We start from the raw sequence: 19,059 nt of genomic DNA on the forward strand, positions 1-19,059 counted from the left end.
GCACTCGATGGCCCAGGGTGGTACGCCGTCATTAACTGTCCGATGCCGAGCGGGAGTTCGTCCGCCCACTGCTGCCCGAGTCTCTGCGCAGCCGGAAGCGGGTGGACGACCACCGGGTCCGCAATGGGATCGTCCGGAAGTTCCGCACCGGCACGGCCTGGCGGGACGGGCCCCAGCGGTACGGGTCATGGACCACTTCGCACACCCGATTCCACCGATGGGCCACGGATGGCACCTTCGAGTGAACGCTCCGCGCGGCCCGGGCGAGGGCAGATGCAGCCGGCGACATCGACTGGCTGATATCCGTCCCCTCCACCATCGTTCGGCCCCACCAGCACGTAGGCCGGGGCCCGAAGAGAGGGAGCCGCAGCCCGGGCCTCGCACGATCCCGCGACGGACCGCCTCGTGCCTGCGCACCGGCGTATATGCACAGGGCGTGACTCCTGAGCATCCTCTTGCGGTTCTGTACGTGGGGGTTGGCCGTACGAAGGGTGCACGAACCGCTAAGAGCCCGGCTTCTGGCAGGTGCCGCCACCGCGCCGGGTCTCCGCAGGGACGAGCACCTCCGGGATGGCGTGGTGAACGCCACTCGGAACAAGGCGAATCCACCCACGGCTTCCCCGCCGCGAGCACGGAGTTGCTGATACGCATGTGAAGCGCCTCCTCACCCGAGCCTTGGGGGTACGTGCGCGCTGCACCCCGGAGCCGCGACCTTGATCACTGCATCTGTCCGCACTCGAGCATGGCGCACTTGTTGGCGAGACGTCCAATATATTAGCACGGAGCCGAAGTGGAGCCTTAATGGAATGAGTTGTGGTCCAACAAGTGCCGCAGTGTGACGGCTGTATCATCCTGAAGGCGTGACGGGTCGACTGGCGCGAGGAGTGTCCATGGAGTCGGAGGGCGACCGGGAACAGCAGCAATCATTGGCCGAGCGTTTGAACTCGCTGTTCGCGATGGTGCGATGGACCGACGCCCACGGGCGGCAACGGGAGTACTCCACCGCCGAGGTGGCCAAGGCGGTCACCACTGACCCGTCGCATCCGACGACCTTGTCCCGGAGCTATCTGTCGATGCTCCGCAACGGCTCGCACACCAACCCGACGTTGAGCGTGCTGGAGGGTCTTGTCAGGTTCTTCGACGGCCACCGCCCATCGGGGACACCGCCGATCACGGTGCAGTGGCTGGTCGCTCAAGAGGACCCCGAGGACGAGCTGTTGCGGCAGCGACTCGCGGATCACCAGGTGCGGGCGATCGCGATGAGGGCGGGGGCGATGACGCCGGTAATGCGCAGGCAACTGCTCAAGATGATTGCGATCCTCGATCAGGACGGCGCCCCCGATCGCAGCCCTGGAGAATGAGAAAGGAAACCGTGACCGTACGCGAACGTGAACTCCGTCGCCACTGCAGGCATCTGCTACGGAAACTCGATATTCAACCACGCCTGCGCGTTGACGAGTTATGCCTCAAACTCGGTGAACATCTGAACAAACCCATCCGGCTGATTCCCTGGGCGCTTCCGGTGCCAGGTCCATTTGGACTCTGGATGTCCCGGCCGAACGAGGAGGTGATCTTTTATCAGGAGGAAACAACGCGCGTTCATCAAGATCATATTATCCTGCACGAGATAGGTCATATCCTCGCTAATCATCAGGACGACGGTGACATAAGTGAGGACCTCCCCGATCTCGGCCCGGACTTTCCTGGCGACTTGACCACACGAGGCTTTCGTCGCACCTGCTACACCGAGGACTACGAACGCGAGGCCGAACTGGTAGCGACGATCATCCAGGAGTGGGCGGTGGTCATCGACTACGTCACTCCCCGTACGTCCGAGGACCCGGCTCTCGGTCCGCTGCGTTTCGCACTGAACCCCCACTGGGGGTGGACGTGATGTTCCAAGTACCTCTGATCACCCTGCTGAGTATCGGGGTGCTGTGGAAGGGCATCGACCTGGCACGCGCCCCACACAGCAGGGTGCTGCGCTTCCTTGTCGCCTCCCTGCTCATGCTGCTGGGCGGAGAAATCCTCAGCTTTTCCGAGGCCAACGGCGCGATCGACGCGGCCACGGCCGTCGGTGTCGGCAAGGTGGCATTCAATGGAATCTACATGTCCGGCCTGTTCGCCCTCATTCTGTTCTTCGCCTCCTCCACGCGCGACACGGACGCCGCTTATCGTCGGCGCCTACGGATCAACGTCGGCCTCCTCGCCGGTGCCCTGATGGCCCTGTTGATCTCCATCATCGCCACACCTGCGACGATGCGCGGTCACTCATTGGATACCCCGTACATGGCGGAGCCGGCCATCGCCTCGTTCTACATCGTCGGCAACGCCTACTTCGTCTACGCCTATCTCGCCTCCGCACTCTGGGCGCTGCGCTACGGGCGCAGGGCGTCCCGGCACCTCGGACTCGGCTTGCGGACCATGGCCCTTGGACTCCTCGGACTGACGATCGCCTCGGTCAACCGAATGATCCTGGTGGTTCTGCGCATCGACGAACCCGGGTCGCACGAGGTGCTCAACACGGTGAACTGGTCCGTCTCCAACTGGGCCATGGGAAGCGTCCTCATCGGAATCTGCTACTCGGCCTGCGTGCAGCTGATCACCCGCCTGCGGTCGATCGTGCACCACCGCCGCATGCACCAGGAGCTCACTCCCCTGTGGACGGTCCTCACCAGCGCCTACCCGGAACTCGTCCTGAACCAGGCACCGGCGGGTTCCAAGTGGCATCGTCTCCACCAGCGTCGTACCCACGAGCAGCGGTTCTATCGCCGGCTCATCGAATGCCGCGACGGACTGGTGCGCCTGAGCCCCTACCTGACGCGTGTCGCGCCTGACGCCGATCTCGCCCGTGGCCCGACCGACCGACTCGCTCGGCACATCACCGAGGCACTGGCGCTGAAGCCGACGGCCGAGTGCCCGGACACCGAGTTGTCCGCCGCTCGCATCGCGTCACCAGCCAGCAACGACCTGGGCGCCGACGCCCGTGAACTCATCGCCCTATCCCACGCCTTACGCGAGAGGAAATCGTGAACAAGGTACTGATCACTGCGGATCGTGTCATCGCCGGGCCCGCGGATCAGGTGACCGTCGACGGCGCCGTGCTCGTCGAATCCGGCGTCATTGCCTCTGTAGGTACCGCCGCCGAGTTGGACGCGTCGGTGGATACGCAAATACCCCGGTTGCGGTGTCCCGGAGCGACGGTGATGCCCGGAATGATGGACTGTCATGTCCACCTTGCCTTTGATGCGGGTCCGGACCTGATCAGCGCGGTGGCGAACGCCGACCCGGGCGAGCTCTCCACCGCCATGGCGGAGCGCGCCCAGCAGCTGCTGGCCGCTGGGGTGACGACCGTACGGGATCTCGGTGACCGTGACGGGCTCACCGTGGCGCTGCGTTCCTCCATCGACTCCGGGGCCACAGTCGGGCCTCGTATCGTCGCAGCGACCGCACCATTGACCGCGCACAGTGGTCATTGCGGTTTTCTCGGCGGTGAAGTGACCACGGACGACGACATCCGGGCACAGATCGCCCGCAACGCGGCAGCCGGTGCCGACGTGATCAAGGTGATGGCCTCGGGCGGCGCACTCACCCCGAATGGTCCACGTATGTGGGAGGCGCAGTTCACCCCCCGCCAACTGCGCCTGATCGTCGAGGAAGCGGCACGCTACAGCTTGGGAGTGGCCGCTCACGCTCACGGCACCGAGACCATTGGACATTGCGTGGCTGCCGGCGTCCGAACCATTGAACACTGTTCCTGGCGCACCGCGGAGGGCATCGTCTACGACCCGGCGATCACTCGGCGCATCGTTGACAACGACGTCTCCGTCTGCCGCTGTGTCTCCGGGGACTGGCAGCTGTTCCTCGAGCAGATGGGACCCGAACGCAGCAAGGCCATGGTCGAGGTCATTCAGGAGATGCGCGAGGCCGGTGTCCGGTTCATCGCCGGCACAGATGCCGGCGTGCCGGGGGCGCGGTTCGGCGACTACGTCGGAATGCTCGAGTTCTTCGCCTCGCTCGGCTTCGAATACGGCGAGATCATCGACATGGCCACCGTGAACCCCGCCCACGCACTCGGACTCTCCGATACGGGCGTCCTGGCTCCCGGAATGCGTGCCGACCTCATCGTCGTCGACGGCGACCCTTTGACTGAGCTGGGCGCCCTCCGCCGGATCCGACACATCTTCGCGGCAGGCCGCCCGGTCACCAAGTGAACGATGATGGATGCGGCCCGTCCCCCGGGTGGTGGACAGGCCCCCAGGTCGAAGGTTGGTGCCGAGGCCAGGTGAATATCGGCCGAGGGAGGTGTTCACCTGGCACCTGCGTGATTCTGTTCGCCCTCACAATGCCGGTCCAGCGGGTGTGTGACGAGCGTTACCACCCATGATCGGCCGGGGTCACATCAGCGTAATGGGCGTTTCGTACCGTCGGGGCACGCTTCGATCAACGGAAAGGCCCTACGGTGCCCCCACAGGACTCGTCGACGGGCGCCTCCCAGGTGCGGACGGTCTGCTCGTACTGCGGTGTGGGCTGCGGGATGGTCCTCGACATCGCGTCCGGCCCCGACGGCCGCCGCAAGGTGCTCAAGGCATCGGGCGACAAGGCACACCCGGCCAACTTCGGCCGGCTGTGTACCAAGGGCGCGACGACGGCCGACATGCTCGCTGCCCCCGGCCGGCTGACCACCGCACTCGTGCGCACCGAGCGCGGGGCTGAGCCCATACCCGCTGGTGTGGACGAGGCGATCACCAGCACGGCACGGCGACTGCGGACCATCATCGACGAGCATGGGCCCGACGCCTTCGCGTTCTACGTGTCCGGGCAGATGAGCCTGGAGGCTCAGTACCTGGCGAACAAGCTGGCCAAGGGCTTCGTCCGCACCAACCAGATCGAGTCCAACTCCCGGCTGTGCATGGCGAGCGCCGGCACCGGCTACAAGCTCTCCCTCGGTGCCGACGGTCCGCCCGGTTCCTACCAGGACTTCGAGAAGGCGGACGTCTTCTTCGTCATCGGCTCCAACATGGCCGACTGCCATCCGATCCTGTTCCTGCGGCTGATGGAGCGGGTGAAAGCGGGCGCGAAACTGATCGTCGTCGACCCGCGGCGCAGTGCCACCGCAGCCAAGGCCGGTCTCTTCCTGCAGATCAGGCCCGGGACCGACCTGGCTCTGCTCAATGGTCTGCTGCACCTTCTGTACGAGAACGGGCACACGGACGCCGGGTTCATCGCGGAGCGCACCGAGGGCTGGGAGGCGATGCCCGAATTCCTGGCCGACTACCCGCCTGCGACCGTCGCCGGGATCACCGGCATCCCGGAGGCCGACATCCGCACGGCGGCGGAGTGGATCGGCGAAGCCGGGGAGTGGATGAGCTGCTGGACCATGGGACTCAACCAGTCCACCCATGGCACCTGGAACACCAACGCCCTGATCAATCTGCACCTGGCGACCGGCGCGATATGCCGCCCGGGCAGCGGCCCGTTCTCGCTCACCGGCCAGCCCAACGCCATGGGCGGCCGCGAGATGGGCTACATGGGCCCCGGACTGCCCGGACAGCGGTCGGTGCTGGTTGACGAGGACCGCGCCTTCGTCGAGGAGCTGTGGGACATCGAGCCCGGCACCGTACGCAAGGACGGATCCGGCAAGGGCACCGTCGAAATGTTCCAGCGAATGGCCAACGGCGACATCAGAGCCTGCTGGATCATCTGCACCAATCCCGTCGCCTCGGTCGCCAACCGCAGGACCGTCATCGAAGGGCTGGAGCGGGCCGAACTCGTCATCACTCAGGACGTGTTCGCCGACACCGAGACCAACGCCTACGCCGACGTCGTCCTCCCCGGCGCCCTGTGGACCGAGACCGAGGGCGTACTGATCAACAGCGAACGCAACCTCACCCTCGCCCAGCCGGCCGTCGACCCGCCGGGGGAGGCGATGGCGGACTGGCGGATCATCGCGCGCATCGCCTGCGAAATGGGCTACGAGCACGCCTTCTCCTACGACAGCGCCGAGGAGATCTTCGAGGAGATCAAGCGCGCCGCGAACCCGAAGACCGGCTACGACCTGCGGGGCGTGACCTACGAACGGCTGCGCACCACATCTGTGCAGTGGCCCGCCGCGACCGCCGAAGGCCCGGACCGCAACCCGATCCGCTACCTGGCTGAGGACCGCGGTCCCGTGTTCCCGACGGCGAGCGGCCGCGCGGTCTTCTTCGCCCGTCCGCACATTCCTGCTGCCGAAATGCCTGACGACGACTACCCGTTCGTCCTCAACACCGGGCGGCTCCAGCATCAATGGCACACCCTCACCAAGACCGGAAAGGTCGCCAAACTCAACAAGCTCAACCCGACGCCGTTCGTCGAGCTCCACCCCGAGGACGCCGAACGGCTGGGAATCGTGGAGGGCGACTCGGTCGAGATCGCGTCCCGGCGCGGCCGGGCCGTGCTGCCGGCCGTGGTGACGGACCGGGTGCGGCCGGGGTGCTGCTTCGCGCCGTTCCACTGGAACGACCTGTTCGGGGAATACCTGAGTGTCAATGCGGTGACCAGCGACGCCGTCGACCCGATCTCCTTCCAGCCCGAGTTCAAGGTGTGCGCGGTGACACTGGCGAAGATCGCCGCACCGGCAGCCGTGACTCCGGCGCCCCCCAACATCGCTACCGCGGAGCCGGCGGCGATCGTGCCGACCGCCGTCCAGCCCGGCGCGGCCTCGGTCTTCGGGCTGGAGAGCACGCCACCGCCTGTGCTCGCCGAGCACGAACGTCAGTACCTGGTCGGATTCCTGGCCGGACTGGAGTCAGGCGCGCCCGGCGTTCCCGTGCTGCCGGCCGGTGCGCCGTTCAGCAAGGAGCACACACGGTGGGTGAACGGTGTGCTCGCCGGCATGTACTCGCGCGCCCCGCAGACCGAAGAAGAATCGACGACGACGCAAGCCACTTCTCAGGGCCGTGAGGTGGTCGTCCTGTGGGCCTCGCAGACGGGCAATGCCGAGGAGTTCGCAGCGGCCACCGCCGACCGGCTCACCGCAACCGGACACCGTGCTGCGCTCATCGGCATGGATGACACGGACCCCAGGTCCCTACCGCCCGCCGCCGACCTGCTGTTGATCACCAGCACCTTCGGTGACGGCGACGCACCTGACAACGGATCCGGGTTCTGGGATGCCCTGACAGCTGCCGACACACCACGCATGGACGGCAGGCGGTACGCGATCCTGGCCTTCGGAGACTCCTCGTACGACGACTTCTGCGGCCACGGACGCCGCCTGGACCAGCGGCTGGACGAGCTCGGGGCCGTACGCCTGGCCCCGCGCACCGACTGCGAGCCCGACTACGAGCCCTCTGCCCACGCATGGCTCGACCAGGTCCTCACCAACCTCACCGAACCGCCGGCGAATGGCCCGGCCTCTGCCCCGGCTGCCGCACCCGTCCGCAGCGCCAAGCCGGCCCCCGCCGCTGCCCGGCTGGCCGGCAACCGGCTCCTCAGCCTCCCCGGCGCGGGCAAGGAGGTCCGCCGGTTCACCTTCGACACTCGAGAAAGCGAGGCTCCGCTCGCCTACGAGGCCGGTGACGCTCTCGGCGTGCACCCCGTCAACTGCTCCGATCTCGTGACCGAATGGCTGGCCGTCACCGGTCTTGACCCTGCTGCTGCCGTCGACGTCGCCGGCATCGGCGAGATCCCCCTGGCCGACGCCTTGAGCCGGCACCTGGACATCACCAAGCTCACCCCCGCCCTGCTGGGCTTCATCACCGAGCGCACCGGCGACCGCGACGTGAAGAAGCTGCTGCGCCCCGACAACAAGGGCGAACTCGCCCGGTGGTCCTGGGGCCGCCAGGCCATCGACGTCATCACCGAGCACCCCGTCCGTGCCACACCGCAGGAGTGGACCGGTGTCCTCAAGCGCCTGCAGCCCCGCCTGTACTCGATATCGTCGAGCCCGCTCAGCGACCCCCACCAAGTGTCACTGACGGTCTCCGTCGTCCGGTACGAGAACCTGAACGGCCGCCCCCGCAAGGGCGTGTGCTCGCCGTTCCTCGCCGACGCCGCGGCTGACACCCCGGTACCGGTCTTCGTCCAGCGCTCCCCGCACTTCCGGCCGCCGGCGGACCCCGACACACCGATGGTGATGGTCGGCCCCGGGACCGGAGTGGCTCCCTTCATCGGCTTCCTCGAGGAACGCCGAGCCCGTGGCCACCGAGCCCTCAACTGGCTCTTCTTCGGCGAACAGCACCGCGCCACGGACTTCTACTACGAGGACGAGCTCACCGGCTTCCTCGCCGACGGCACGCTCACCCGCCTCGACACCGCCTTCTCGCGCGACCAGCGCGCCAAGGTCTACGTCCAGGACCGGATACGGGAACACGGTCCCCAGCTCTGGTCGTGGCTCCAGGACGGCGCACACTTCTACGTCTGCGGCGATGCCGCGCGAATGGCCAAGGACGTCGACCAGGCGCTGCGCGACATCACCGTCACCTACGGCGACCTCGACCAGGACGGAGCTGCGCTGTACGTCAAGCAGCTCACCGCCGACAAGCGGTACGTCCGTGACGTCTACTGATCCGCGTCGGTCGAGTGGGAGGTTCAGCACGAGTGTCGGGCGTGCCCGGAGGCCGCACTGATCGGCCGCCTCACGGCCCGGCAGGCGGGTGCAGCTCCTGACCTGGAACCCGGCTGGGACCGGCGGGGGTTCCTCGTCGCCGCGGGAGCGGCCGCGCTGGCCTCGGCCGGGGCGGTTGCCCTGGGAGTGACACTGAGCGGCCGGAAGGGACAGCATGCTGTCGCCTCCCGCGCCAAGGTGGTGCTGCCCGCCCCGGATTCGCCCGCGGCCCCCATCCCGGCCGGTGCCCGGCTGAGGGTGGCGGGCATCAGCTCCCAGCGCCTGTGTCACTACGGATTCGTAGCCACATGGCCGAGGGATTGGTTCAGGACACAACAAATTCGGCCGGACCGCGCGTGAAGCACGGAGGTCAGCACCTTTGCGCGGCAGAGCCACGGAGGCGACGCCCCGCCGACCGGTGTGCCCCGCACAGGGCGCCTTATGCCCCGGCCACCGGATTCTTGGGACCGTCGCTGTTCAGCGCCCTGGGCAGTTCCGATCGTCGCCGTATGCCGAGCTTGCGGTACGTACTGGTCAGATGCGTTTCCACGGTGCGCCGGGCGAGGTGCAGCAGCTCCGAGATCTCGGCGTTCGTACGGCCCTCCGCCGCGAGGGCGGAGATACGGCGTTCGCTGCGGGTGAGTGCGCCTTCGCCGGTGAGGTGGGTGGTGCCGCGGCGGGCACCGCTGCCGCGGAGGGCCTGCTCGGCGACCGTCAGGAGGCGGGTGGCACCGACGCGTTGGGCGGCCGCGGCGGCCTCCCGGAGCAGGGGACGGGCCTGTCGCGGTTGCCCGGCGGCGGTGAGCTGGCGGCCGTGGGAGACGAGGGCGGCGCCCAGCTCCGTGTCCAGCGAGGTGTCCCGCAGGATGTCGACGGCCTGGCCGGTGAGTTCCAGGCCGCGCCGGCCCCCAGTGGCCTCACCCAGAACCCGCAGCGCGCGGCCCACCACGCGAGGGGTGCCCCACACGCAGGCGAGCCGGTGCTCCTCCGCTGCGAGGACGAGGGCCGCCTGCACTCGGCCGAGCGCGAGCTGGCACTCGGCGGCGGCCGAGCGCCACGGCGTGACCACAGGGCTCACCGTGTCGCGGCCGACCTGGCGGCGGCCGCACTCAAGGAAGTCTTCCAGGGCGCCCATCGGGTCGCCGGAGGCGGCGCGGAGGACGCCGCGCGCGTAAAGGAATCGGTTCACCTCCCAGCTGTCCTCCGCGTCCTTGACACTGACGCTGTCGGCGAGCCGGTGGGCTTCGGGCAGGCGGTCCGTCCGGACGAGCGCCAGCACGGAGTTGGCCTGGAAGTTGCTGGGGCCCCGGCCGGTCACGTCCGGCGGGAGATCCTGGCCGGACGCGTACGCCAGCACCTGCGCGAACTCACCGCGGGCGGCGGCGGTGTCGACACGTACGTTGATCAGGGGGCCGTGAATCGGGTGCAGCGGCGAGAGACGGTGATCGGCCAGGCCGGCCCTGACGAGCCGGTCGGCGAGGTCCAGCGCGTCGGCCCACTGGGCCACGGCGGCCGCGGTACCCAGCAGATACGGCACCAGCAGCGGATCCTCCGGAGCCGCTGTGAGTATCTGGAGCTTCCGTACGGCTCTCTCGGCCGACACCAGGCCGGCCGTGGCCTCGTACCGCAGCAGCAGGGCCCGTACGGCCGGACTGAGCAGGGCGGGGGACTGCTCGGCCGTGTGGCGCAGCCGGGCGTAGATCTCCCGGCGTATCTCCCGGTCGTGGTCGGACAACAACGCGGACGCAGTCTGCACCGTACGGGCCAGCACCGGGTCTTCCCGCAGGCCGCCGAGATCGCGCAGTACGTCGAACGCGGCCCGCGCCTCACCCCGGCGGGCCAGCGCGGTGCCCAGCGTGACCGCCGTCAGCACCCGGTCCCGGGGTACGTCCTGGAGGCGCAGCGCCTCGGCCAGCCGGGGTATCCCCGCGGACCGTACGGTGGTGAACTCCAGGGTGCCGAGCGCGACGAGCGCCGCGGCCCGGCGTTCGCGCGGCAGCGGTTCATCGAGTGCGCCGCGCAGATAGGCCACGGCGTTGCCGGTCCGGCCGGCCCTGGTCGCGTCGGCCGCGGCGGCCAGGAGGGTACGCGCGGCACGCGCCAGCCCGACCCGGGGCATCCGGAGCAGGTGCCCGGCCACCGCCTCGGCACGGTCGCCCCGGCGGCACCGGAATTCCGCCGCAGCGCGGTGCACGGCGTTCCGGCGCTGCTGGGGCCAGCCGTCGAGCACCGCCTCCCGCAGCAGGGGATGTGCGAAGCGGGGCCCGCCGTGCACGGGGTCGCGGCGCAGCAGGCCCAGCCGGATCATCGCGGTGACCCAGCCGGAGACCCGGGTTGCTCCGGCCCCGGTCACCCCGGCGAGCAGACTCTCGGGACCGTACGACGTGTCGTCACCGTCCGCCGGTCCGGCGTCGTCCTCCAGTTCGGCGAGGGCACGGGCCACGGTCGCGGTCTCGTTCCCCGCGCTGTCCAGCCACCAGGAGACCGCGGCCACGAAGGCCCCCGGATACAGGTCGGCACAGCTTTCCGGCAACACCGATCCGGCCCCGCCGCCGTCCGGGACCACGGCCCGCAGATCGTCCAGCAGGGCACGCAGCAGCAGCGGACTGCCCGCGCCGGCCCGGACACAGCCGTCCAGCCACGCGTCCGCGGTGTCCGCTCCGAAGGTGGCGCGGACCATCGCCTCGGCGCCCGCCCGGCTCAGGGGAGCAGGCGCGTGCACCCGCACCCGGGCGGGCGGCAGCCCGTGGGCGAACCCCGGCGACGGTGGGGTGATGTCGTACTGACTCCGCTCGGTCGCCACCAGCAATATCGGTAATCGCGCCATGTGCCGGACGGCCTCGGTGAGCCAGCGCCGGGAGGCGGGGTCCGCGAGGTGGACGTCGTCCACTGTCAGCAGCAGCGGTGAGTCGGCCGCGTACGAGCACAGCAGCCGCCACAGCCGGGCGGCGTAACCGCGGTGGTGCGAGGCCTGCGGAGTTTCGTCGTCGGATCCGAAGCCGCCGGGCGGGGAGAGCATTTTCCGTACGGAGGCGAAGGGGACGCCGGAGTTCTCAGCCGAGCAGTAGGCCCCCAGTACGCGCATGCCGTGCCGCGCGCCGTGGTCGACGGCGGCTTCCATCAGCGAGCTGCGCCCGGTCCCCGAGGGTCCCCGGAACAGGACCAGCCGCCCGGATCCGGCCCTGGCACGTTCGGCTTCCGTGTGCAGCAGGTCCAGCGCGGCCTGGCGTTCGAGAAGTGTCGTCATCCAAGGCTCCCGGCGATCTCGTGGTCGGTCTCGTGGTCGGCCACGATTGTGGACGTCACAGTCACAACAGGACGATGGGGACCGCTTGTTCGGCGTGTTGCACGCGTTCCCCCGACGGTAAGGACGTTCGGCCATGGTGTTGCGCAGTCGCGCCAGGATCCCGGTCGAGATCCACGCATCGGACCCGCTTTCCTCCGCCGGAGTGACCAGCCAACTGCGCCATCAGCCCGGGATCGAGCTCGTCGACGAGATGACCGGCCGGCCGGGAGCAGTGGCGATCCTGCTCGCCGACGCGCTGGACGAATCCACTCTCTCCCGGCTGAGGCGGCTCGCACGGACCGACGGGACCCGGGTGGTGCTTGTCACAGGCGCCATCCGCGAGCCGGAACTGCTCCAGGTCATCGAATGCGGGGTCGGCGCCATCGTCTGGCGGCGCGAAGCCACCGAACACCGGCTTCTCCAGGCGGTCCTCGCGGCCTCCCGGGGTGACGGTGACCTGCCCTCCGACCTGATAGGCAGGCTGATCGCCCAGGTCGGCACCATGCAACGCAGCGCGGCGAACCTGCCCGGAACCCCAACGTCCGGTCTGGCGCCGCGCGAGGTCGATGTGCTCCGGCTGGTGGCCGAGGGGATGGACACCGGGGAGATTGCGAGCAAGCTGTCGTACTCCGAACGCACCGTCAAAAACGTGATGCACGGACTGACCACCCGACTGCAACTCCGTAATCGGGCTCATGCGGTGGCATATGCCCTCCGTGAAGGCTACATCTGAGGGTCCCTATCCGCCCCGCGGCCCCCGGTCAAGGGCCCCGGAGGCACGTTCCATGCTCCTGACAGTTCCCCGGGCGTGCTCCCGGATGCGGCGCCCCGCGGGCCACGATGACCGTGCAGTGCGCCGTGCCGAGCGGCGAACCGGCAACCGGCCACCGGTATTTGTGAAGGGCGCGACGTGATCCACGAGGTGGGACCGTGATCCACGAGGTGGACGAGGTACTCAAGGGGCTGCTGACCGGCGGCGCCCTGACCGGGACCGGCATCGAGGTCGCCTTCGACGCCCCTACCCGCGACTGGGCCGCCCGGCGCAACGCCCCGACCATCGACGCCTACCTCTACGACATCCGGGAGGACGTCGCGCGGCGCGAGCGCGGTGCGGTCGCGGTCCGCGACGACCGGGGAGTCGTACTGAGACGGCGTCAACCGCCACGCTGGTACCGGCTTTCCTATCTCGTCACCGCCTGGACCAAGCGCCCTGAGGACGAACACCGGCTGCTCTCCGCCGTACTCGCCACCCTGCTGCCGCGTGAGGTCCTGCCCCCCGAGGAACTGACCGGCCCTCTGGCCGAACTCGGGCTCACCATCCCCCTCACCGTCGCCGGGCTGCACACCGAAGCCCGCTCGCTCGCCGACATCTGGTCCGCGCTCGGCGGCGAGCTCAAGCCTTCCCTGGACGTCGTCATCACCGCGCCCTTCCCCGTCTCTCCCGAGTACAGCGCCGGACCACCGGTCACCGAAGGCGCCGGAGTCCGCGTCCGCGGCATGGACGGCACACTCGACGGCAGCCCCGAGCGCCACCACCGCCCTGGTCAGCTCCGCGGCCGCCGGGGGCTTCCCGCCCACGGCCCCGGCGAAGCGGTGCCGGAGTGATCACGGCCGATCCACTGCTCCAACGGCTCGCCCTGCTGCGCGACGCCGTGGCCCTGCTGGTCGAGCGGCGCGGTGCCACGGACCCGACGGCGGCGGATCCGCTGCGCGGGCTGTATCTGTCCGACGAGTCCGCGCGACGTCTGCTGTCGGCCGCTCCCCACCCGCCGGACGTACCGGACTTTCCGGATCACTCGCCGGCCGGGGACGACGGAGACCGGCTGCGCCGGCTGGCCGGCCGGCTACGCCTCACCGCGCTGGACGCCCGCATCCTGCTGGTCGCGCTGGCACCCGAACTCGACCGTACCTTCGAGCCGTTGTACGGCTACCTCAATGACGAGATCAGCCGCCGCCGGGCTACCACCGGGCTCGCGCTCGATCTGTGCGGGGTGCCCGTGCACTCGGCTCCGGCGCGGGCCCGGTTCCACCCGTCCGCGCCACTGTCGGCCCTGGGCCTGCTCGCCGTCGAGGAACCCGAACGCCCTTTTCTCAGCCGCTCGTTGCGGGTCCCCGACCGGATCGTCGCTCATCTGCTGGGCGACGACACCCCGGACGCGGCGCTCGACGGCACCGTACGACGGCTGCCTGACAGCGGCAGCGGCACCGGCGCCGCGCGCGGCTCCGACCCGCTCATCCCGAAGCTGGCCGAGAGGCTGGCGGCCGGCCCGCTCAGCGCGTACCTCCGCGAGCACCGTGATGGGGACGCGCTGGCCTGCGTCACCGCGGCCCTGGGCGAGTCCGGGACCGAGGCGCTGCATCTCACACCGGGGGAGCACCCCCCGTACCCCGAACTGCTCCGCGAGGCGCGGCTGACCGGCCGCGCGCTCGTCGTCACGTCACTGCCGGAGAAGCCGGAGGCGCTGGTAAGGGCGCTGGCGGTGGACGATGTCACGGTCCTGCTGGCCGGCTCCCGCCCGTACGACCCGCAGTGGTGCGACGGCGTGCACACCCCGCTCGTGCTGGACGCCCCCAGGCAGCGCTCGGGCGACCTCGATGCCTGGACGTCGGCCCTCGGTGCATCGTCCGGGGAGCCGGGGTTCGACCTGGCGCCGGTCGTCGCCGCCTACCGGCTCGGCGGCACCGGGATCGGCCGGGCCGCCCGTGCGGCGCTGGACCTCGCCGCGTTCGACGGCGCCGCGCTGTCCGCCGCCCATCTGCGGCTCGCCGCCCGGCAGCAGTCCACGTCCGGCCTGGAGCGGCACGCCCGCCGCATCCGGCCCGACGTCGGCTGGAGAGACCTCGTCCTGCCCGATCAGCCGCTGGCTCAGTTGCACGAACTGGTCCTGCGCTGCCGCCACCGCGACCAGGTGCTCGGCGACTGGCGGCTGAGTGCGGGCGGCGGGCGCGGCAGGGGCGTACTGGCGCTCTTCGCGGGCGATTCCGGCACCGGTAAGACGCTCTCCGCCGAAGTGGTCGCCGCCGAACTCGGCCTCGACCTCTATGTCGTTCAGCTCCCGTCCATCGTCGACAAATATGTCGGCGAGACGGAGAAGAACCTGGAGCGGATCTTCACCGAGGCCGACCGCACGGACGCCGTGCTGCTCTTCGACGAGGCCGACGCCGTCTTCGGCAAGCGTTCCGAGGTCAACAGCTCCAACGACCGCCACGCGAACCTGGAGAGCGCGTACCTCCTCCAGCGCCTGGAGTCCTTCGACGGCATAGCCCTGCTCACCACCAACCTGCGAGCCAACATCGACGACGCTTTCACGCGCCGGCTGGATCTGGTGGTCGACTTCCCGTTCCCCGACGCCGCCCAGCGGCTCGCCCTCTGGCGGCACAGCCTCGCCCATGTCCCCTGCGTCGACGGTATCGACCCGGAGCCGTGCGCCCGGGACTTCGAGCTGGCCGGCGGCTCCATCCGCAGCGCGGTCGTCACCGCCGCGTACGGGGCGGCGGCCCGTGGCGGTCCCGTCTCGACCGCCGACCTGGTGGCCGGCGCCCAGCGTGAGTACCGCAAGGCGGGACGGCTGGTGATGGAGGACCGCGGCTGGTGACCGCCGACCGGCACCGACCGGCGGGCCGGTCGCGCGGCGCCGGCCTGCCGTACGTCACTCCACCGGCGCCGGCGGCCAGGTCACGGCGGTCACTGTGCCGGGCTTGTCCTGATTCTTTACCTTGCCCGCCTTCAGCGCCGAGGTTGTCGCCTCGTCGATCTGCCCGGTCTGGGGGATCCCCACCGCCTGCTGGTACAGCTTGACCCCCTTCGGCAGGCTCGGGCCCGCTGTCTGCTTGGACTGCTTGCCCTTGAGGTACTCGAGGTTGAGTGCGGTGTACTTGGTGATCGTCTCCAGATCACCTTGGTCGTACTGGCTGTTGGTGGTCCAGATGATGATGTTCCACACCCACGGCACCTCCGGGCTGGACTCGCCCGGCTTCAGCGACACCGACGAACGACCGCCGAAGTGCTCCATCAACAGCGCGGTCATCGTGGACCTGCCCAGATTGCCGGGCCCGTCGGTCTTGGCGAGGGTACTGCCGGTCCGCTCGTCGTTGGCCCGCTGGAAGCACTTCAGTGCCGCGACGGTCGTCGTGTCCAGCACGCCGACGGTGTAGTCGGGGCCGGGCTTGCAGTCGCCCCGGTCGGTGCTCAGCCGCACCTGTGCGAACTGCACCAGAAGGTTCGGTTCGTTGCCCGGCCGGATCGGCAGCGGACCCGAGGGCGCTTTCTCCCCGGAATCGCCTCCGCCGCCCCCGCCGCCACCTCCACCGCCCGAACCGTCGCCGGTCTCGTCGGCCGGCTCTTCCTCCGCCGTCTTCGCCGGTTCGGGGGCCGGCAGCTGCTCTGGTTCGTCCGGCAGCGCGGTCGCCCCCGCCTCTTGGATCTTCTCCTGCGCGAGGCTGCGTACCTGCGGCTGGTGGCTGAACCAGAGCACGAGGCCGGCGACGGTGAGGGCGAGCATGAGGCTGAGCGTGGTCATCATCCAGTACGGCAGCACACTGCGCTGCACATATGTCCCCTCGACCTTCAAGGGATCGCTGCCCGAGCGCCGGAGCGTCAGCTCGTACGGCCGCCGCTGCTTCTGCCCCGCCCAGGTGATCTGCCGGGGCTTGAGCGTCGCGTCGACGAAGGCGGCGCGTCCCGGCTCGATCTGCACACTGGCGGGGGTGATCTCGTACGAGAGCTCGTCACCGTTGTCGCCGCCGACGACGGACGCGGTGAGCCTGGTGTTGCCGAGATTGTCGACGGCCAGCTTGGGCCGCCCCCGGAACCGTCCCTTGACGGTGTGCGGGACCAGTTCGGCCCGTACCTCCGTGAACGGGATGATGGTGAGGTTGCCCTCGACGACAGTGGTGGCCTCGGAGCGCTCGGTGGGGATGATCTGCACGCCGTACGGATTCGGCCCGGCGGTCGAGTCCGGTGTGCGCGGCGGCGAGAACGTCAGCTCCACTGTTTCGGTGGACCCCGGGTACAGCCGGACGGTCGCCGGCTCGACGGTCGCGTAGGGCGCGATGTCGCCGACCGGTACGAAACGGTACTCGTCGACGACATCGCCGGTGTTGCGCAGCCTCAGCCGAACGGTGCTGCTGCTGCCAGGGTCCACAGTGGCGGACGCGGGCTCGAGAGAGGTCCAGATGCTCACTCGTCGGACGCTACTTGTCCCGGATGAGCCGTCGTCAGAGGCCGCGGGGCACGGCTGCTGCCCGCAAGACTCCCGGTACTGCCCCGCAAGCGAGCTGTGCCGCGAGGCCGGGGCGTGTGCCTCCGAGGTGGTGCGGAGCCTCCTTCTCACGTTCCGGCCTCGTGCCTGACCTGCCGTGCTGAGCACGCGCACGGTATCCGGACCGTCCTGCGTCGCGTCGCCGCCCGCCGAGGGCACGCGTTGTGCCCCCAAGCAGGTACGGGCGGCCGTTTCGCCGGCCCCGCACCCACGTGAGGGTGGGAGTCGACTTGTCCATTACCCCGAGGAGAGCAGAGCATGCCGTCGTACCTGTCGCCGGGCGTGTACGTGGAAGAGGTGGCCAGCGGCTCGCGTCCGATCGAGGGTGTGGGCACCTCGGTGGCCGCCTTTGTCGGTCTGGCTCCCGAAGGGCCGCTCAACGAGCCGACGTTGGTGACCAACTGGACGCAGTACGTCGCGTCGTTCGGCGAGTTCACCGACGGATACTTTCTCGCGCACTCCGTGTACGGCTTCTTCAACAACGGCGGATCCGCCGCGTACGTCGTCCGGGTGGGCGGAGTGCCCGGCGGGGTGTCGGGGGGAGTCCCGGACGACGGGACCGCGGCCGTGGCGAGCGGCAGCGGTCCGGCCGCGCTGACCGCCGGTGAGCCGAAGCAGCTCGGCACGTTCAAGGTGTCGGCCACCGCGCCGGGCGAGAGCGGCGCGATCAGCGTCGAGGTCGCCGACGCGGAGGGCGAAGGTCCGGCCGACCGCTTCCGGCTGGTGGTCAAGGACGGCGACAAGGCTGTCGAGACCTTCGACGTGACGGCGAAGAAGAGCAACCGGAACTACGTCGTCACGCAGGTCAGGGAACGTTCGAAGCTGATCACCGTTCAGGAGGCCGCTACCGCCTCGCAGTTGGCGCGCCCCGAGAACCAGACGGTGGCGCTGGCGGCGCCGGCCGGGGCGGGAACGGCCGCGGTCCCGGCGGTCCCCGCGAAGGGCGATGCCGGGCAGGTCGGCGTCGCCGAGTACCTGGGCGACTCCGCGGACCGCACCGGCTTCGGCGGGCTCGAGGCGGTGGACGAGATCTCGATGGTCGCCGTCCCCGACCTGATGGCCGCCTACCAGCGCGGTGCGATCGACCTGGATGCCGTGAAGGCGGTCCAGCTCGGTCTGATCGCGCACTGTGAGCTGATGGGCGACCGCCTGGCCGTCATCGACCCGCCGCCGGGACTCAACGCCCGCCAGATCCGGGTGTGGCGCCAGGAGACGACCAACTACGACTCCAAGTACGCGGCGCTGTACTACCCGTGGATCAAGGTCTTCGACCCGGCAGGCGGCCAGACCCGGATCATTCCACCCAGCGGCCACGTGGCCGGTATCTGGGCACGTAACGACTTCGAGCGCGGTGTGCACAAGGCCCCCGCCAACGAGGTCGTGCGGGGCGCCGTGGACCTGGAGATGCAGATCACCCGGGGTGAGCAGGATCTTCTCAACCCGCTCGGTATCAACTGCATCCGCTCCTTCCCGGGCCGCGGTATCCGGGTCTGGGGTGCGCGCACCCTGTCCTCCGACCCGGCCTGGCGCTACCTCAACGTTCGCAGGTACTTCAACTACCTGGAGGAGTCGATCCTCACCGGTACCCAGTGGGTGGTCTTCGAGCCCAACGACCAGGCGCTGTGGGCCCGGATCCGGCGGAACATCTCCGCGTTCCTGGTGACCGAATGGCGCAGCGGCGCTCTGTTCGGCGGGCAGCCGGAGGACGCGTACTACGTGAAGTGTGACGCCGAGACCAACCCGCCGGAGTCGGTGGATCTGGGACGCGTGATCTGCGAGATCGGTGTCTCCCCCGTCAAGCCGGCCGAGTTCGTGATCTTCCGGCTGGCGCAGTTCTCCAGCGGCGGCGGCGAGTTGGAGGAATAGACCGCTCTCCCGGCCTTGAGTTTCGTCCCCTCCCCGGCAGCGCCCCGCCGTTGAGC

The 19,059-nt window shown here is 69.5% G+C and carries 12 protein-coding genes; 10 read left to right on the forward strand and 2 right to left on the reverse strand.

Translation table 11 applies throughout. The features are described from left to right. Positions 1 to 35 precede the first annotated feature (35 nt). The 6 genes from OG966_RS40950 (at position 36) to OG966_RS30560 (ending at position 8,551) form a co-directional block, all read left to right on the forward strand. Positions 36 to 245: a transposase gene (locus OG966_RS40950; protein ID WP_442806819.1), complete on the forward strand. Its 210-nt coding sequence runs from the start codon at positions 36 to 38 to the stop codon at positions 243 to 245. A 645-nt stretch (positions 246 to 890) separates the two neighbouring features. Next, a complete protein-coding gene (locus OG966_RS30540; protein WP_326653178.1) occupies positions 891 to 1,361 on the forward strand; it encodes a hypothetical protein in 471 nt (156 codons plus the stop codon). Between the two features lie 11 nt (positions 1,362 to 1,372). Then, positions 1,373 to 1,894, forward strand: a complete 522-nt coding sequence (locus OG966_RS30545; protein WP_326653179.1) for a hypothetical protein — start codon at positions 1,373 to 1,375, stop codon at positions 1,892 to 1,894. Next, positions 1,894 to 3,033 carry an MAB_1171c family putative transporter gene (locus tag OG966_RS30550; RefSeq protein ID WP_326653181.1) on the forward strand — a complete coding sequence of 380 codons (1,140 nt, stop codon included), beginning with the start codon at positions 1,894 to 1,896 and terminating at the stop codon, positions 3,031 to 3,033. The genes OG966_RS30545 and OG966_RS30550 overlap by 1 nt, the downstream gene beginning before the upstream one ends. Next, positions 3,030 to 4,214 (forward strand): amidohydrolase family protein, encoded by a 1,185-nt coding sequence (locus OG966_RS30555; protein ID WP_326653182.1) that lies wholly within the window; start codon positions 3,030 to 3,032, stop codon positions 4,212 to 4,214. Before OG966_RS30550 ends, OG966_RS30555 begins: the two co-directional genes overlap by 4 nt. Before the next feature lie 323 nt (positions 4,215 to 4,537). After that, the gene (locus OG966_RS30560; protein WP_442806820.1) at positions 4,538 to 8,551 is read left to right on the forward strand and encodes a molybdopterin-dependent oxidoreductase; all 4,014 of its coding nucleotides are present in this window, start codon (positions 4,538 to 4,540) and stop codon (positions 8,549 to 8,551) included. A 478-nt stretch (positions 8,552 to 9,029) separates the two neighbouring features. On the opposite strand, the gene OG966_RS30565 is transcribed toward OG966_RS30560, so the two are convergent. Continuing rightward, positions 9,030 to 11,837, reverse strand: a complete 2,808-nt coding sequence (locus tag OG966_RS30565; RefSeq protein ID WP_326653183.1) for an AAA family ATPase — start codon at positions 11,835 to 11,837, stop codon at positions 9,030 to 9,032. Positions 11,838 to 11,970: 133 nt separating this feature from the next. Here OG966_RS30565 and OG966_RS30570 point away from each other — a divergent pair, with 133 nt between their 5' ends. The 3 genes from OG966_RS30570 to OG966_RS30580 all read left to right on the forward strand — a co-directional run bounded on the left by OG966_RS30570 (position 11,971) and on the right by OG966_RS30580 (position 15,472). After that, entirely contained in the window at positions 11,971 to 12,609 is a 639-nt protein-coding gene (locus OG966_RS30570) for a helix-turn-helix transcriptional regulator (RefSeq protein WP_326653184.1), read from the forward strand. A 197-nt stretch (positions 12,610 to 12,806) separates the two neighbouring features. Continuing rightward, the gene (locus OG966_RS30575; RefSeq protein WP_326653185.1) at positions 12,807 to 13,481 is read left to right on the forward strand and encodes a DUF4255 domain-containing protein; all 675 of its coding nucleotides are present in this window, start codon (positions 12,807 to 12,809) and stop codon (positions 13,479 to 13,481) included. Continuing rightward, positions 13,478 to 15,472: an ATP-binding protein gene (locus tag OG966_RS30580; protein ID WP_326653186.1), complete on the forward strand. Its 1,995-nt coding sequence runs from the start codon at positions 13,478 to 13,480 to the stop codon at positions 15,470 to 15,472. Before OG966_RS30575 ends, OG966_RS30580 begins: the two co-directional genes overlap by 4 nt. Positions 15,473 to 15,526: 54 nt before the next feature. On the opposite strand, the gene OG966_RS30585 is transcribed toward OG966_RS30580, so the two are convergent. Further along, on the reverse strand, positions 15,527 to 17,059 hold the full coding sequence (locus tag OG966_RS30585; RefSeq protein WP_326653187.1) for a COG1470 family protein: 1,533 nt from the start codon (positions 17,057 to 17,059) through the stop codon (positions 15,527 to 15,529). 336 nt (positions 17,060 to 17,395) lie between these two features. On the opposite strand from OG966_RS30585, the gene OG966_RS30590 reads away from it, so the two are divergent. Further along, a complete protein-coding gene (locus OG966_RS30590) occupies positions 17,396 to 19,003 on the forward strand; it encodes a phage tail sheath family protein (RefSeq protein ID WP_326653188.1) in 1,608 nt (535 codons plus the stop codon). The last annotated feature ends 56 nt before the right edge of the window (positions 19,004 to 19,059 follow it).

It is taken from the genome of Streptomyces sp. NBC_01750 (assembly GCF_035918095.1).
In the GTDB taxonomy this organism is placed as follows: domain Bacteria; phylum Actinomycetota; class Actinomycetes; order Streptomycetales; family Streptomycetaceae; genus Streptomyces.

Excerpts from the sequence above, each read along its gene's own strand:
- OG966_RS30540 (WP_326653178.1), top strand. The coding sequence starts at position 891 with ATGGAGTCGGAGGGCGACCGGGAACAGCAGCAATCATTGGCCGAGCGT.
- OG966_RS30550 (WP_326653181.1), top strand. The coding sequence starts at position 1,894 with ATGTTCCAAGTACCTCTGATCACCCTGCTGAGTATCGGGGTGCTGTGG.
- OG966_RS30560 (WP_442806820.1), top strand. The coding sequence starts at position 4,538 with ATGGTCCTCGACATCGCGTCCGGCCCCGACGGCCGCCGCAAGGTGCTC.
- OG966_RS30565 (WP_326653183.1), bottom strand. The coding sequence starts at position 11,837 with ATGACGACACTTCTCGAACGCCAGGCCGCGCTGGACCTGCTGCACACG.
- OG966_RS30570 (WP_326653184.1), top strand. The coding sequence starts at position 11,971 with ATGGTGTTGCGCAGTCGCGCCAGGATCCCGGTCGAGATCCACGCATCG.
- OG966_RS30590 (WP_326653188.1), top strand. The coding sequence starts at position 17,396 with ATGCCGTCGTACCTGTCGCCGGGCGTGTACGTGGAAGAGGTGGCCAGC.